The following is a 15,822-nucleotide window of genomic DNA, read 5'->3' on the forward strand; positions in this document are numbered from 1 at the left end:
CCTCATTCCGGAACAGGCCACATAAAGATGGCAATGACACCCGGACCAACATGGCTGCCAATGACGGCCCCGATATTGGTATAGACCACTTCATTCAGCGTAAAATGTTCCCGCAATTGCTCGGCGCAGGCTAGCGCAGCGTCAGGATCGGCCGTATGACCGACTGCCACGTTCACGCGCGCTCCCGCAAAATCCTGCTGAAACAGCTCAATGATGCGTGCCATCGCTTTTTTATGGCCTCTGACTTTCTCGACGGCATAAATGATGCCTTCGTCATCAATGGAAAGGATCGGTTTAATATTCAGCAATGCACCGAATATGGCCGCAGCCTTGCCGATCCGCCCACCTTTTTGCAAATACTCCAGCGAGTCCACCAGGAAAAACAGCTTGCGGTCCCGCTGCAGCGCTTGAACGGCGGTCTTGATATCCGCGGCAGACTTGCCCTGCTCTGCCAGCTCAGCCGCCTGCACGACAAGCAAACCGTATCCGTACGACGCGGACTTGGAATCCAGCACCGTAATCATGTCCGACTCATGTTCGAGCAGCGATTTGCCGAGCAAAGCCGACTGATACGTACCGCTCATACCGGTTGACAAATGGATGGAGACGATGGGCCTTTCCGGATCTTCATCCAGCAATGACTGGTAGACATTCATGAATTCCGTCGGAGAAGGCTGGGACGTCGTAGGCAGGGCTGCGGCTTGCCCCAGCTTGGTGTAAAACTGCTTCGGGGTCAGATCCACCCCGTCCGCATAAGTCTCTTCCCCAAAAAGCACGCGCAATGAAACGACATGAATTCCGTATTTGCGAACCAGTTCCTCCGGGATGTCGGCGGTGCTGTCGGTGACGATGGCTACCTTGTGGCTCATGTGATTCCCTCCTCGTCGCAGTAGGGGCCGAGTGTTATGCCTCTACCGAGAACAGATAATAGTACACGGGCTGTCCGCCGGGATGAACCTCAATCTCTGCATCAGGGTATCGTTCTTCCATCCACGCGACCAGATCGGCGGTAGTTTCCGGATTGGCTTCCTCCCCTTCCAGGATGGTAACCACTTCATCCCCGTGATCCATCATCTGCTGCATCAGACCTTCGCAAGCCTGAAGCAGGCTTTCGTCCGCAGCCACGATTTTGGAATTGTGGATCGCGATATAGTGCCCTGCCTTGATGTCCAGCTCATCATATTGGGTATCCCGGACAGCATGAGTTACCTGTCCTGATTGAACACGGCCGATCGCTTCAAGCATCTGCTCGCGGTTCGTCTCCGGAGATTCGTCCTCCTGGAACGCAAAGGCTGCTGCCATTCCCTGCGGAATCGTTTTGCTCGGAATGACCGTAATGCGGCGTTCGCCTTCCAACAATTCACGGGCCTGCTCAGCCGCAAGCACGATGTTCGAGTTGTTTGGCAAAATGAATACCTGTTCAGCCGCGATGGAACGCACTGCATTGACGAAGTCCTCCGTGCTCGGATTCATCGTCTGTCCGCCAGACAGCACGATGTCCACGCCAAGACTTTGAAAGATATCGGCAATGCCCTCTCCGGAGGAGACAGCAATAAATCCGTATGGGGCCATTTCGACTGCCGGAGGTTCAGCCGTTTCCGGGCTGCGTACCTCTTCCGGCGGGATCTCCGCAAACAACTCGGGCGAAGGAGCGATATCCATGCCTGCCGTCAGCAGCTCACGATGCTGTTCCCGCATGTTGAGGATGTGAATTTGCGTAATTTCGCCATAGCGAAGCGCTAGGTTAAGCACATCCCCTGGCGTTTTGGAATGCACATGGACCTTAATGACTTCGTCATCGGCAATTACGATAATGGAATCCCCATTGACTGACAACGCTTTCCGGAATGCCTCGTCATCGAAATCGGTTCCGGCGTGATCTCCCAGCTGGCGATTAATGAAAAATTCCATATCGTACAGGAATTCGATATCTTCCGTATCCAGGCGAGCCTGAGCCGACAACGGCATTTCCGGAGCGATGACCCGCTGTGCCGCCGGCATGTGAACCGGTTCAACGGCTGGCACGGATTTGACCGGAGCCGCCGGGGCAGTCTGTGGTGCCTCGGGTTTGGAAACAAAGCCGCTGCCATCGGTTTGCCGCAGCGCTTCCATAAATCCCTCATAAATATATACAAGCCCCTGGCCACCAGAATCCACGACGCCGACCTGTTTAAGCACAGGCAGCAATTCGGGAGTTTTGGCCAACGCCTCTTTTGCTTTTAATAAGACTTCGTTCATCAATTCCGTTACGTCATTCGTCCGTCTAGCGTAGTACGTGGCATGCTTGGCTGCCTCTTTGGCTACGGTAAGAATGGTTCCTTCGACGGGTTTGACCACGGCTTTGTATGCCGTATCCACGCCGCTTTGGAGAGCTGCGGCAAACTGAAGCGTGTTCAGTTCATCCTGGGAAGCCGCTGCACGGCTGAAGCCGCGAAACAGCTGCGACAGAATAACGCCCGAATTGCCCCTTGCACCCATCAGCAGCCCTTTCGAAAGAATCCCGGCTGCTTCGCCGATGGAAGCCGAACTTTTGCGTTTGATTTCGGCAACGCCGGCGGTCATTGTCAAATTCATGTTCGTTCCCGTGTCGCCATCAGGCACAGGGAACACATTCAGGGAATTGACGTGCTCTGCATGCTGTCCAAGTTGTTCCGCTCCGGCAAGGACCATTGCGGTAAAATCTGTTCCATTTAAAGAACGTATACTCAAGTGAGAATTCCCCTTCCTAGCTTGATACACGAACATCTTGCACCAAGAAGTGTTCTGGTCTGTTCATGCGTGACGCTCGTCACGCCATTCTTCGTCCATACCTTGTCCGGCACAGGCATACAATTTCATGATGTCGTCCCGAATCACGGTCTGGGCGGCCAGGCCACCGAAAGCCCGTGAACTCGCATCCCCCATCTCGGGGCATACGGATATGCACCGGTATCGAGAGCCGGCATGAATGCCGCATGGAGACTGGTGCCAGTGATGGGTTCACGGTGCACAGCATTGCCAAACAGGAAGAACGTCGGCCCCAGGCCGATATTGCTCTGCTTTACGCGGCAATGACTCCTCACCGCTATATTATGGACTATTCAACATTGTACTATATTAGACATGAGAAATAAATAAAGTTTTTGGATCAGTTGACGAAGCTTTTTTCAATATGATATTATATTCGAGTATTGTTTTATGCAGGTTTAGTAATGGAAATGATCCGGCCATGCCGGCTTGAACAACGCCATTAGCTACTGGAGCCTGGTCTTTTCGATCAGGAAGAACAATTGGTCCATTCGGAATGACACGAGTCTTCCCCTTGGACAACTGGTTATTATGGATAGGAGGTGTAATCTATGTCTCGCAAATGTTATGTGACAGGTAAGAAACCGGGCACCGGTAACCACGTATCCCACGCTAACAACCGTAACCGTCGTTCTTGGGGCGTAAACGTTCAAAAAGTACGCATTCTCGTGAACGGTAAACCGAAACGTGTATACGTAAGCACCCGCGCACTGAAAGCCGGTAAAGTGACTCGCGTATAATTTCACGCATAGCACCCTTACATCGGATAGCAAAAAGCACCTTGTTCTCATGCAGGTGCTTTTTTCGTATGCCGAAATCTTTCCAAAACATGAAAACAGCCGCCGCACAGCGCTGCCGGGACTCTGTCCAAGCCCGAATCCTTTCACTGCTGCCCGCGGCGGTATTCGTCTGAAACATGCTTCAATTTTTCTGAAACGTATTAAGAATCGCCTTGACAAACCCTCCCAGAAACTTCGGCAGTTTGAATGTGTAAAATTTCATGCTTCACCCTCCCTATCATGCTCATGCATCCGCCCTATCCTATGCTTCATGCCTTGCTTGCCGCCCATTAACCTCTACGACAAAAAAGGCTACATGAGAAACCTGCTCACGTAACCATACTTATGCGAAAAGCGTTGTCCCTATTCCACCGTGACAAGCCCGAATAACGGACCGGTCATGCTTGGGGAGGAACATATTGATAAACGGCGATCATGAATACACTTAACAAATAATACAGAATGCTGAAAATGACGAAGGTAACCCGCAGCCCGGTCCGGTCGAATTTGCGAAAATACATGATGACCACGCCGACCCCGACCAAGGACATGATGGCATTAAACGGGGATTGCACGACCGCAAAAAGCGCGAGTACCAAACCGGTTGCAAGGCTTGCCCCCATCGTCCATAGCGTTTCCCTGAGGTTCATGCCTTACCCCTCGTAACTACGGCGGATATCCGCAATCGCAGCCGCGCGATCCTCACGGCCGAATACCGCGCTGCCGGCAACCAGCACGTCCGCTCCTGCCCCCACAACAAGCGGTGCCGTATCGGCCGCAATGCCGCCGTCCACTTCGATATGTACGTCTTGACTGCCTCGTTCATTCAGCCAGGTACGAATCTGTTTGATTTTGTTCAGGGTGCCCGAAATAAAGGCTTGTCCGCCAAAACCGGGATTCACGGTCATTACGAGAACCAAATCCACATCGTCAAGCACTTCCTGGATAGCCGTGGCTGGTGTCCCCGGATTAAGGGCCACGCCGGCTTTGATGCCGTATTCCTTGATCAAGTGAATAACCCGGTGCAGATGTACGCAAGCTTCGGCATGCACGGTAATGACTGCAGCTCCCGCTTTCGCAAACTCCTCGACGTAACGCTCGGGATTTTCAATCATCAGATGCACGTCCAGCGGCAGGCTGGTATGCGGAGCAATCGCCTTGACAATCGCTGGTCCCAGCGTAATGTTGGGAACGAAGTGACCGTCCATGACGTCGACGTGAATCCAATCCCCTCCCGCTGCTTCGGCTGCGGCAACTTCTGCGCCAAGACTGGCAAAATCGGCTGACAATATGGATGGAGCAATTTTAATCATGTTAGTACCTCCGCTTCTTTTCTTTCATTTCGTTTAAAAACTGTTCATAGTGCCGGTATCGGCTCTCTGCAATCAACCCGTCCTCTTTGGCTGCAATGACCCGGCAGCCCGGTTCATGGGTATGGGTACAGCCGCGGAATTTACATTCGTCCGCATACTGGGCGAATTCCCGGAAGCAGGTGGACAATTCCTCCACCCCGATTTCGAGAAAATCCAGTTGGCTGAACCCCGGCGTATCGGCGACAAAACCGCCATTATGGAGCGGAATCAATTCCACATGCCTCGTCGTATGCCTTCCCCGGCCAAGCCGCATGCTGATTTCACTCGTTTCCAACGAAAGGCCCGGGACCAGCGCATTCAGCATGGATGATTTGCCCACGCCCGACTGACCCGAAAACACGCTGATTCGACCTGCCAGCCGCTCTTTGAGCAGTTCGCTGCCCTCTCCCGTTCGGGAACTGGTCGAAATGACCTCATAACCGATCTGTCCATACATGGCCTTCACATCGGCAACCGTGTCCCGGCCATCGGCCTCGGGATCGGCCAAATCCTGCTTGGTCAGCACGATCAGGGCATCCAGCCCCGCTTGTTCGATATGAACGAGAAACTTGTCCAGCAAGTTCAGATTCATATCCGGCTCCTTGACGGAAAACAGCAGTACCGCCAAATTGACGTTGGCTACAGGCGGACGAATCAGCTCCGTCTCACGGGCATGGATCCGATCCACGGTTCCTTCGCCGTTTTCGGTCAGCACGTAATCCACGCGATCGCCCACGAGCGGGGAGATTCCCTTTTTCTTGAACACGCCCCTGGCTCTGCATTGAACGGCGGAGCCTTCAACCGAAGGCACCCCTCCGTCTTCCAGTGGCATGACATAGTAATAACCGCTTAGCGCTTTGACAATGATACCCTCCGGCATTAGCTCCGTCGCCCTCCTTTTCGTTCTGCGCGATATGGCATAGACCCCAAACGCCAGCATAAGCCGTCCTTACGGACGGCCTGATGCGTTAATAACTTCCTTTTTCTTGCCTTTCTCCTTGTTACCATGGCTATTGATCGCCGACGTGTCGGAGGCTTCTCCTTCTACGTCTCCTTCTTCTTCACCATCTACCGGCGTGGACGGCTCTTCGGTTCCTTCATTCGCCGCTCCGCTGCCGTCGTCTATGCCTCCGCTTCCGTCTTCGGCACCGCCTCCGCCTCCACTTTCGCCACCCGTTTCAGGTTCCTGCTTTTCAGGCGGCGGTGTAACGGTCTCCGGTTCGATCGAAGGCACGCTTACCGTTCCGTTTTTGGCTTCCCCGTAAGATACGAGATACGTATCCAGGAACTTGCCGTCGCGGTAAACGGAGACAGCCCCATTTTCATTCGGAGCCAGCACTAGCGGTACGCTGAGCGTCTGGGTGGAGTTAATGGATTGCGTTCCCCACTCTTGGCTCTTGCCGCGGGCATCCTCAAACGTAATCCGGATTTTGCTGGTTTTGCCTTCTTCTTTTGGTGCGACCATAATGTTGAAATTGTATCTTAAGGCTTCAGGCGGGTATCCCGTGCTGACATAGATCGTAATTTTGTCGCCGGGACTTACTTCCCCGCCAGCTTCCACAGGCCACTGCTGGGTTACCTTGCCGGAGTCAACCGTATAACTCGGCTCTTCCTTCACCTGGGCGAGCGTTAGTCCGGCGTTTTTCAACATCTCCTCCGCTTCGCTGCGGGTTTTGTTTTTCAGATCCGGCATTTTGACCGTTTCTACACCTTGGCTTACGGTTAGAACAATTTCACCGGCCTCGAGGTCGAAATCCTCGTTTACGCCAGGCGTCTGCGAAATGACGTTGCCTGACGACACCTCGGTTGAATATGCGTTATCCCGCTTGATCTGGCTTTCCTTGATGCCCAGCTCGCTGGTCAATCTTTTGACGGCCTCGTCGTACGGAATGTTCTTCACGTCGATCATTTTGACGGATTCCTTCTCCGCCCCGACGCTCAGCTGAATCTCGGTGCCTTCCTTGACGATTTCCCCCTCATTACGGCTCTGGGCATAAACCATCCCCGGGTCAACGCCTTCTTGATACATCCGGATCACTTCATCGCTTACGACTAACCCTTTATCCTGCAGCGTTTGGCGCGCAGCTTCCTCCGTCTGGTTAACGACATTCGGAACGGTCACTTCCGGAACCACCAGCATGCCTTTGACATAAATGACAACACCGACCATTGCGGCCAGAATAAGAACAGTAAGCGAAATGAGCAATGTCGGCTTTTTCCAGCCTTTGGACTTGCTTTTATGTTGTCCGGCCTCTTCCTTTGGTTCCATCGTAGGCATTGCGCCCGTCGTGGTCACGCCTCTCGGTTCAGGCTTAATGGCAGGCATAACGCGGGTCTGGTCCGCATCGTCCTCATCGGCAAAATCGATTTTGGTTTCGTTCCGCCGCTCGGGAAGAAGACAGGTTTCCAGGTCCTCTTGCATTTCCCTGGCGGACTGATACCGCTCATGCGGATTTTTGCGCATCGATTTCAGAATGATGTTTTCCACGCTTTGCGGGATCAACGGATTGAATTTGCGCGGTTCATCAAACTCTTCCTGAAGATGCTTCAGGGCAACGCTGATCGGACTTTCGCCCAGGAACGGAAGCTGGCCAGTCAGCATTTGATACAGCACGATGCCAAGCGAATACAAGTCCGACTTCTCTCCGGTAACGATGCCTTTGGCATGCTCCGGCGAAAAATAATGGACCGAACCGACCACCGAACCGGTCTGCGTGATCGTTGTGGACGTCACAGCCCGTGCGATGCCGAAATCGGTGACCTTTACCCGGCCGTTTCTGCCGATCAAAATGTTGTGCGGCTTAATGTCTCGATGAATGATTTGGTTATGATGCGCATGGTCCAAAGCGTCCGCAATCTGGGAAGCGATGCGCACCGCCTCGTCGACCTGCAGGGGCGCCCGTTCTTTGATGATTTCGTTCAGGTTTTTGCCTTCCACATACTCCATGACGATGTAGTGGACGTCATCCTCTTGGCCGACATCGTAAATGCTGACCACGTTCGGGTGCGACAGCGATGCCGCCGATTGCGCCTCCCTGCGGAAACGGCGGATGAATTCTTCGTCATGAACAAACTGCTGGCGAAGCACCTTGATCGCCACGAATCGATTCAGCAGAAGATCCTGAGCTTTATATACGAGAGCCATGCCGCCGCCGCCGACACGTTCGATGATTTCATAGCGTCCGCCTAGCTGGTGCCCGATCATGATTCGCACCCCGTTTCCGTTGCTGCGGAATCCTTCTGCATTTCAAACAAGGCCACGGTGATATTGTCGTCTCCCCCGGCAAGAAGGGCCAGCTGCAGCAAACGATCGGCACGCTCTTCCAGCGGCAGCTCCAGATTGCCCGCAACCCGAATGATCTGCTCATTGCTGACCAAGTTGCTGAGTCCGTCGCTGCACAGCAGCAAGACCTCCCCTTCTTCCAGCTTGACGTTATCCATGTCGACCTTCACTTCGGCATCCGTGCCGAGGGCCCGGGTCAACACGTTGCGTCTGGGATGATGCGTAACGTCCTCTTTGCTGATCTGACCGTTTTTGAACAGCTCGTTGACGAGGGTATGGTCCTCGGTCAGCTGGATCATTTGTTGGCCGGAAATTTTGTAAGCCCGGCTGTCGCCGATATGTCCAATGACGCCTTCGGCATCGTTCAACAAGGCAGCAACGACCGTTGTGCCCATATTATGGTATTTGTCATTAGCGGAGGCCGTACTGTAAATAACCTCATTGGCATGGAGGATCGCATCGCTAAGCGCAGCGGACAAGGATGCATGGGACAGCCCCGGTTCCAGCGATCTCAGGTCGCCCACCAACGTTTCCACCGCAAGGCGGCTTGCCGTGTCGCCAGCAAGATGCCCGCCCATGCCATCGGCAACAATGCCCAATATATAGCCCGTTTCCAGGTCGCGAATCCAGGCAGAGTCTTCATTGACGGAACGCACGCGTCCGATATGGCTTGCATGAACTGTTTTGATCAAAACGCTCTCACCCCAACTCCATATGCTTTGCACGAAGCTGACCGCAAGCGGCAGCAATATCATGTCCCTGTTCGCGGCGAATGGTTACGTTAATGCCCTGCTCCGAAAGAATGCGTTGAAAATTGAAAATGTCCTTGCGGGACGTTCTCACGTATTTACGCTCAGGCACATGGTTGACCGGAATCAAATTGACGTGGCATAGCATCGTTTTCAGCACGCTCGCCAGTTCCATTGCATGCTCCGGTTGATCGTTCATGCCGCCGATCAGCGCATATTCAAACGTGATTCTGCGGCCGGTTTTGGCCAGGTAGTAACGAAGCGATTCCATCACGTCATCAAATGGAAAACGACGGTTTACCGGCATCAGTTTGGAACGGAGCGCATCGTTCGGCGCATGGATGGAGATCGCCAGGTTGATCTGGGTATCCTCGTCCGCAAAACGATAAATATTCGGCACGATGCCGCTCGTGGATACGGTGATATGCCGCTGACCGATATTCAGCCCTTTTTCGTGGATCATGATGCGCAGGAACGTCATCGTTGCATCATAGTTTTCGAACGGCTCGCCCGAACCCATGATGACGATGCTGCTGACCCGTTCACCGCGTTCGTCCAAAATTTTCTGGGCCTGCACAACCTGAGCGACGATTTCGCCTGCAGTCAGGTTCCGTTTCAATCCCCCCAGCGTGGATGCGCAGAACGTGCAACCGATTCGGCAGCCCACCTGCGTTGTGACGCAGATGCTGTTGCCGTAGTTATGTTTCATGATCACCGTCTCGATGGCATGGTTGTCATGAAGGCCGAAGAGGAATTTTACCGTGCCGTCCTTGGACTCGAATTTGGTAATTTCGTTCAGCGTAACGAACTCGAATTGATCGGCCAGTTTGGCGCGCAGCGCCTTGGACAGATTCGTCATTTCGCTGAAGTCGTTCACCCGCTTCACGTAGATCCAGTCGAAAATCTGACCGCCGCGGAAGGCTGGCTCCCCGTTGTCCACAGCCCATTGCTGCAGTTCTTCAAGGGTGTAATCGTATATAAAAGGTTTCATTTTGTTGTCAACACCTATTCCTTCTTTATCTTTTCATTCTTTCTATTCTATCACAAAGACCGCCATACATCCATGTATACCCTGGCAACCCGCGATTCATGCATGATCACATCCGACTTGTACTATCGCATCCTATCATTAAGGGAGGTTCAGGGCAAGTCCGTTGGTTAGAAAAATAGAGCAAAAGCCGTTGAACCGCGCCATATGGACGGTGTTGACGCAAAAAATCCGCCATAGTCTCCTAAGGCGGACATCATTGCTGGCACGATCGGAGGTTCAGTCCGCGATACGTCTCAACCTGGCGATGAAAAAGCCGTCGCTGTGCGCATCTTGCGGCAATATCTGAACACCGCCGCGAAGGGTATTCCACTTCGTCGCCTCGGCTCCGGACCAATCGGCGTTCTCGGCACGGTACTCGGGATGCCGGTTCAGGAAGTTTGCTACCATGCGCTCGTTCTCGTCCGGCTCAATGGTGCACGTGCTGTAAACCAGAATGCCGCCCGGTTTAAGCAGCGGGGCAATCCGGTCAAGCAGCTCGCTCTGCAATGCCGCGATATCGGCGATATCGGCGGGAGATTTGGTCCATTTGACATCCGGCTTGCGACGGATCACGCCCAGGCCAGAGCAAGGTGCATCCAGCAAAATTCGGTCAAAGGACCCGGCCGGATACCTTTCGTCCAAGTCAAGTGCATTGCCGGTGATCGCATCGATGCATCCCAATCCCAAACGTTCCGCCTGCTCCATGATCAAACGGCGTTTATGCGCATGCAGATCATTGGCTACGATCCGGCCGCGATCTTTCATCTTTTCGGCCATATGAGCGGTTTTGCCGCCCGGTGCCGCGCAGCAGTCCAGCACGACATGGCCTTCTTCCGGCGAGACGGCTTCGGCCACCAGCATGGAACTTTCGTCCTGCACGGACAACAGGCCGTCCCGATACCAGGACGTTAGCGCCATATTTCCGCCGCTGCGAACCAGGATGCCATCCGGGCTAAGCTTGGAAGCTTCCACTTCGACTCCCGCGCTTTCCATTTCCTGCATCAGCTTGTCCCGCGTCGTCATCGTTGTGTTCACGCGCACGCTGACGGCCGGAGGTTCGTTGTTGGCCTTGCAGATCGCTTCTGCCGTTTCCTCGCCATACTGGCTGATCCAGCGTTCGACCATCCATTGCGGGTGGGAATGCTGCAGCGCGATCCGTTCGGCGGCCGGCAAATGGTCGGGAATGCGCAGTTCGTCGCGCTGGCGCAGCATGCTGCGCAGCACGCCGTTTACCATGCCCGAGATGCCTTGGTGCCCCATTTTTTTCGCCAAATTGACCGCTTCGCTCACAACGGCATGCTCCGGAATGCGATCCAGATACATGATCTGATATACGCTGATCCGAAGCAGGCTGCGCACCCAGGGCTGCAGCTTGGCCAGTCCTTTGGCAACGAATTTTTCCAAGAAATAATCAAGCGTATTCCGCCGCGCAATCGTTCCGTAGACCAACTCGGTCGCAAGTCCCGCATCGGCCGCGCCAAGCCCGGCTTCGTTCAGCCGGCGGTTAAGCTCAAGGTTGCTGTACGCTCCCTCCTGCTCCACTGCGCTAAGCACGCTGACGGCAAGAGAACGCGCGGTAACCTTGGCTTTCCCCGACCGCCGATCGGCCTGGGCTCCCCGGCCAGCCGGAGCAGGACGCCGCGTGTCGCGCGAACCGCCCGGCTGCCGCCCCGATGTATTGCCGCTCATCGCAGCACCGTTCCCGGCTTCAGCGTGCCTCCGCGGGCAAAGTCAGCCGCCTTCATCGCCTTTTTGCCTGCCGGCTGGACTTCGGTCAGCCAGATCGAACCGTCGCCGGTGCGGACCTCGATGCCGTTTGCATTCGCTTGCAGCACCGTTCCCGGCTCGGCTTGTTCGCTGCCGGAAACCGAAACTTCGCCCGGCTCGCCCGGTTTGGCCACCGCCCACACTTTGAACACCTGCTCGTCCCAGAGGGAAAATGCGCCCGAAAAAGGCACCAAACCGCGCACCTGATTGAACAGTTCGCGCGACGTGCGCGACCAGTCGATTTTTTCGTCCTCGCGCGTCAGATTGCGCGCGTATGTCGACTGTGCATCGTCCTGCGGCACAGCCTTCGTTTCGCCTGCGATCAGACGCGGCATTTCTTCGCGCAGCAGTTCCGATCCGGCCTTGCTCAGCTTGGCAAACATCGTTCCGGACGTGTCTTCATCCGTAATCGGCACTTCCACGCGGGAAATCATGTCACCGGTATCCAAACCTTCGGCCATGTACATCAACGTAACTCCGGTTACGGACTCGCCATTGATAATGGAGCGTTGGATCGGCGCACCGCCGCGGTATTTCGGCAAAAGGGAGCCGTGTACGTTCACGCAGCCGCGAACAGGCATGTCCAATACCGCTTTGGGCAAAATCTGCCCAAACGCTGCCGTCACGATCAAATCCGGCTTCCATTCGGCCAAGCGGGCCACGGACTCCGGATCGCGCAATTTTACCGGTTGGAATACGGGCAGCCCGTGACGCTCGGCTGCCACCTTCACCGGAGTGGGCGTCAATACCTTTTTCCGCCCCTGCGGTTTGTCGGGCTGCGTCACCACACCCACGACGTTATATCCCTCGTTCAGCAGCATTTCCAACGAAGGAACGGCGAACTCGGGCGTACCCATAAATACAATGTTCAAATCGATCACTCCTTAGTTGCGTCGAGGTCCGTTCTGATCCGCCGAAATTTCGTACACCTTTTCGGCAATATCGGTGAAGAGCACACCATCCAAGTGATCAATCTCGTGCTGGAATGCGCGGGCCAGCAAGCCGCTGCCCGTAATGATCAACTCGTTGCCTTCGCGGTCCAGGCCTTTAACTGTCACCGTTTCGCTGCGGCGAACGTCACCATTAATGCCAGGAATGCTCAAACATCCTTCCGGTCCGAACTGCTCGCCTTCTTTTGCGACGATTTCCGGGTTGATCATCTTGATCAATCCGTGCTCGTCCCCGGCATCGATGACGATGAGGCGTTTCAAAATTCCTACCTGTGGCGCCGCAAGTCCGACGCCTTCGGCGTCATACATCGTATCAGCCATATCGTCCAGCAATTTTTGCACATTTGGCGTAATTTTTGTGACTTCTTTGGCTCTTTTGCGGAGCACCTCATCCGGTTCTTTCACGATAATACGAATCGACATGTTGTAAGCACCTTCCCAATGGTTATCATAATTTCAGGATATCAAACTGTTGTTATCTAATTTATGTTTGGACCGCTTGTCTCCGTCCGCTTTTTTTGTCATTGCGGGCCATTCCCGCAAGCGAATTTCTTCCCGCCCTTATGGCGCAAAGCTTACATCAACATTTGCGGGTCTACATCCAGACTGATCTGCAGCTTCTGTGACTGGACATCATCGTCCATGCGACGCGCTGTCGCCAGTGCAAGTCCGATGGCGTCGACATCCCCCCGCCATTTTATCATACATTGGAATCTGTATCTATTCTTGATGCGCGGGATCGGGGAGGCGACCGGTCCAAGCACGTCAAGCGCTTCGCTGCTGAATCGGTCCAGGCTGCCCAGCCAACCGGCGCCGTGGGCACGTTCCTTGAGCATCCGCACATAATTCTCCGCCAAACGAATGAGCACGGGCAGCTGCTCGTGCGAGAATGTGACCAGAATCAAACGGCAGTAAGGCGGGTACTGCAAATTGCGTCGGTGCAGCAGCTCTTCGCGTACAAAGGACAGATAGTCATGTCTGCTTGCGTGTCCGATGGAATAATGCTCAGGGGTGTACGATTGCACGAACACCTCGCCAGGCAGCTGATGCCGGCCTGCGCGTCCGGCCACCTGCGTAAGCAGCTGGAACGTTTTCTCCGCTGCCCGGAAGTCAGGCAGGTTGAGCGCCGAATCGGCAGTAATGACGCCGACCAGGGTAACGTCGGGGAAATCGAGCCCTTTGGCAACCATCTGCGTGCCCAGCAGCACGTCCGCCTTTTTTTCCCGGAACTGCTTCAGCAGCTTTTCGTGAGCGCCTTTTTCCGTCGTTGTATCCACGTCCATCCGAATGACCCGAATGCCGGGGAAAAGCTTCGCCAGTTCTTCTTCGACCCGTTGGGTTCCGGTTCCGAAATAGCGAATATGCTCGCTCCCGCATTCGGGACACACTTCCGGCGCCGCTTCCGCATAACCGCAGTAATGGCAGCGCAGGTTGTTGGAACGCTGGTGGTAGGTCAAGGAAATATCGCACTCGGGGCATCCGGCCACATAACCGCAGCTCCGGCACATGACAAAGGTCGAGTACCCCCTGCGGTTCAGCAGGAGCACCGACTGCTCGCCTCGTTCCAATCGCTCCTCAATGGCCTTATGCAATGAACGGCTGAACATTGAGCGATTGCCTTCTTTTAATTCTTCACGCATGTCCACGATCCGCACGTCAGGCAAATTGTTGCCCAGCGCACGGGTGTGCATTTCAAGCAACAGAGGGGCGAAATCGTCATTGCTTTGCGAACGGGCCGCATAATAGCTTTCCAGCGATGGCGTTGCCGAGCCGAGAACGACCACGGCCTGATGCTGCTGTCCTCGTTTGACAGCCACGTCGCGGGCATGGTATTTCGGCGTTTCCTCCTGCTTGTAGGAGGTTTCGTGTTCCTCGTCCATAATGATGAGACCCAGGTTGCGAAAAGGGGCAAATACGGCAGATCGTGCGCCGATCGCCACTTTGACGCGGCCTTCACGGATCTTCCGCCACTCGTCATAACGTTCGCCGCCGGACAGGCGGCTATGCATCACCGCAACCTGGTCGCCGAAGCGCCCTTTGAAACGTTCCACCATTTGAGGGGTAAGCGCAATTTCGGGAACAAGCACGATAGCCTGGCGATCCTGTTCGATGCAGCGCTGAATCGTCTGGAGATATACTTCGGTTTTGCCGCTGCCGGTTACGCCATGCAGCAAAAAAACGCCATGGCGTCGTTCCCGCAAACGGCCGCTGATACTCTCGTATACCGTTTGCTGCTCCGAAGTCAGCGCAAGAGGTTCGGTAGCGCGGAATCTGCGCCCTTGGTAAGGGTCCCGGAATACTTCGACGTCCTCGGTCACGACCAGCCCTTTTTCCTCAAGCCCTTTGACGGTAGCAGCGGATACCTGCAGCGTGGACAGCAATTCCTTCATCGGCATGGGCAGCAGCTCGTGCATCTCCAGCAAAAAGCCCAGCACTTCTTTCTGGCGCTGCGCCTTGGCCGGAAACGAATCCATCGCTTCCTTCGCAGCTGCGGCATCCACAGCGAGAGCAACGGATTTCAATGTTTTTTTACCCATTTTATCCTTGATGAGCTGGCTTTCGAGCAGCACGCCGGTGCGCAGCAGATTTTTGATCAGCTCTGCGTGATGGGGATACTTTCGGCTCAGCTGCTGTAAAGGCACTTGGCCCCGGTTCTGCACGAAGCGGATGATGTCCGTCCGAACCTTTTCGGAAGAGGATTCTTCGCCCCATGCCCACAATACCTCTTCCCCGGAGGTTGGTTCATTCGCTTGACCGTCGATCCCTTCCCCCATGGAGATGTACCGCTCGGCCTTTCCTTTCAGTGCTGTGGGCACCATAACCTGCAGCGACAGAATCCGGTTGCTGGCATATCGCTCGCTCATCCATTCCGCAAGCTCCACCAGGTCCGGGGACAAAGGCGGAACCAAGTCAAGCAGCTCCGCAATGGGTTTGAGCTTAAAGTTCTCCTCCCCCGTTCGCGGCACCAAATCGACCACAAAGCCCTGCACAGTCCGGTGCCCGAAAGGCACCCCGACCCTGCTGCCGATCTCGATCCATTCACGCATGGATTCCGGCACCAAATAATCGAACGGCCGGTCCGTCTGTTTCACGGGCACGTCGACGATGACCTTGGCAATCTCCAT

The 15,822-nt window shown here is 54.8% G+C and carries 14 protein-coding genes; 1 reads left to right on the forward strand and 13 read right to left on the reverse strand.

The features are described from left to right. Window positions 1–2: 2 nt before the first annotated feature. Window positions 3–869: a DegV family protein gene (locus RSX24_RS15040; protein ID WP_343261045.1), complete on the reverse strand. Its 867-nt coding sequence runs from the start codon at window positions 867–869 to the stop codon at window positions 3–5. Between the two features lie 34 nt (window positions 870–903). Next, entirely contained in the window at window positions 904–2,709 is a 1,806-nt protein-coding gene (locus RSX24_RS15045; RefSeq protein WP_343261046.1) for a DAK2 domain-containing protein, read from the reverse strand. Window positions 2,710–3,338: 629 nt separating this feature from the next. Here RSX24_RS15045 and rpmB point away from each other — a divergent pair. Then, a complete protein-coding gene (gene rpmB / locus RSX24_RS15050) occupies window positions 3,339–3,527 on the forward strand; it encodes a 50S ribosomal protein L28 (protein ID WP_024631107.1) in 189 nt (62 codons plus the stop codon). Between the two features lie 181 nt (window positions 3,528–3,708). On the opposite strand, the gene spoVM is transcribed toward rpmB, so the two are convergent. The 11 genes from spoVM to priA form a co-directional block, all read right to left on the reverse strand. Further along, window positions 3,709–3,789: a stage V sporulation protein SpoVM gene (spoVM, locus tag RSX24_RS15055; protein ID WP_019424875.1), complete on the reverse strand. Its 81-nt coding sequence runs from the start codon at window positions 3,787–3,789 to the stop codon at window positions 3,709–3,711. Window positions 3,790–3,964: 175 nt separating this feature from the next. Then, window positions 3,965–4,216 carry a hypothetical protein gene (locus RSX24_RS15060; protein ID WP_236416411.1) on the reverse strand — a complete coding sequence of 84 codons (252 nt, stop codon included), beginning with the start codon at window positions 4,214–4,216 and terminating at the stop codon, window positions 3,965–3,967. A gap of 3 nt (window positions 4,217–4,219) precedes the next feature. Then, window positions 4,220–4,879, reverse strand: coding sequence for a ribulose-phosphate 3-epimerase (gene rpe / locus RSX24_RS15065; protein ID WP_343261047.1), 660 nt, complete (start codon window positions 4,877–4,879; stop codon window positions 4,220–4,222). Window position 4,880: 1 nt separating this feature from the next. Continuing rightward, a complete protein-coding gene (gene rsgA, locus RSX24_RS15070; RefSeq protein ID WP_236416413.1) occupies window positions 4,881–5,798 on the reverse strand; it encodes a ribosome small subunit-dependent GTPase A in 918 nt (305 codons plus the stop codon). 69 nt (window positions 5,799–5,867) lie between these two features. Next, the gene (gene pknB / locus RSX24_RS15075; RefSeq protein ID WP_343261048.1) at window positions 5,868–8,123 is read right to left on the reverse strand and encodes a Stk1 family PASTA domain-containing Ser/Thr kinase; all 2,256 of its coding nucleotides are present in this window, start codon (window positions 8,121–8,123) and stop codon (window positions 5,868–5,870) included. Continuing rightward, on the reverse strand, window positions 8,120–8,893 hold the full coding sequence (locus RSX24_RS15080; RefSeq protein WP_236416415.1) for a Stp1/IreP family PP2C-type Ser/Thr phosphatase: 774 nt from the start codon (window positions 8,891–8,893) through the stop codon (window positions 8,120–8,122). The genes pknB and RSX24_RS15080 overlap by 4 nt, the downstream gene beginning before the upstream one ends. Window positions 8,894–8,900: 7 nt before the next feature. After that, entirely contained in the window at window positions 8,901–9,941 is a 1,041-nt protein-coding gene (gene rlmN / locus RSX24_RS15085; protein WP_236416416.1) for a dual-specificity RNA methyltransferase RlmN, read from the reverse strand. Window positions 9,942–10,217: 276 nt separating this feature from the next. After that, a complete protein-coding gene (gene rsmB, locus RSX24_RS15090; protein WP_339273468.1) occupies window positions 10,218–11,669 on the reverse strand; it encodes a 16S rRNA (cytosine(967)-C(5))-methyltransferase RsmB in 1,452 nt (483 codons plus the stop codon). Next, window positions 11,666–12,619, reverse strand: coding sequence for a methionyl-tRNA formyltransferase (gene fmt / locus RSX24_RS15095; protein ID WP_339273470.1), 954 nt, complete (start codon window positions 12,617–12,619; stop codon window positions 11,666–11,668). Before fmt ends, rsmB begins: the two co-directional genes overlap by 4 nt. 12 nt (window positions 12,620–12,631) lie before the next feature. Further along, window positions 12,632–13,120 (reverse strand): peptide deformylase, encoded by a 489-nt coding sequence (gene def, locus RSX24_RS15100; RefSeq protein WP_236416423.1) that lies wholly within the window; start codon window positions 13,118–13,120, stop codon window positions 12,632–12,634. 152 nt (window positions 13,121–13,272) lie between these two features. Beyond that, window positions 13,273–15,822: a primosomal protein N' gene (gene priA, locus RSX24_RS15105; protein ID WP_236416424.1), complete on the reverse strand. Its 2,550-nt coding sequence runs from the start codon at window positions 15,820–15,822 to the stop codon at window positions 13,273–13,275.

Origin of the sequence: Paenibacillus hubeiensis (assembly GCF_032334105.1) — a bacterium.
Classification (GTDB): Bacteria; Bacillota; Bacilli; order Paenibacillales; family Paenibacillaceae; genus Paenibacillus; species Paenibacillus hubeiensis.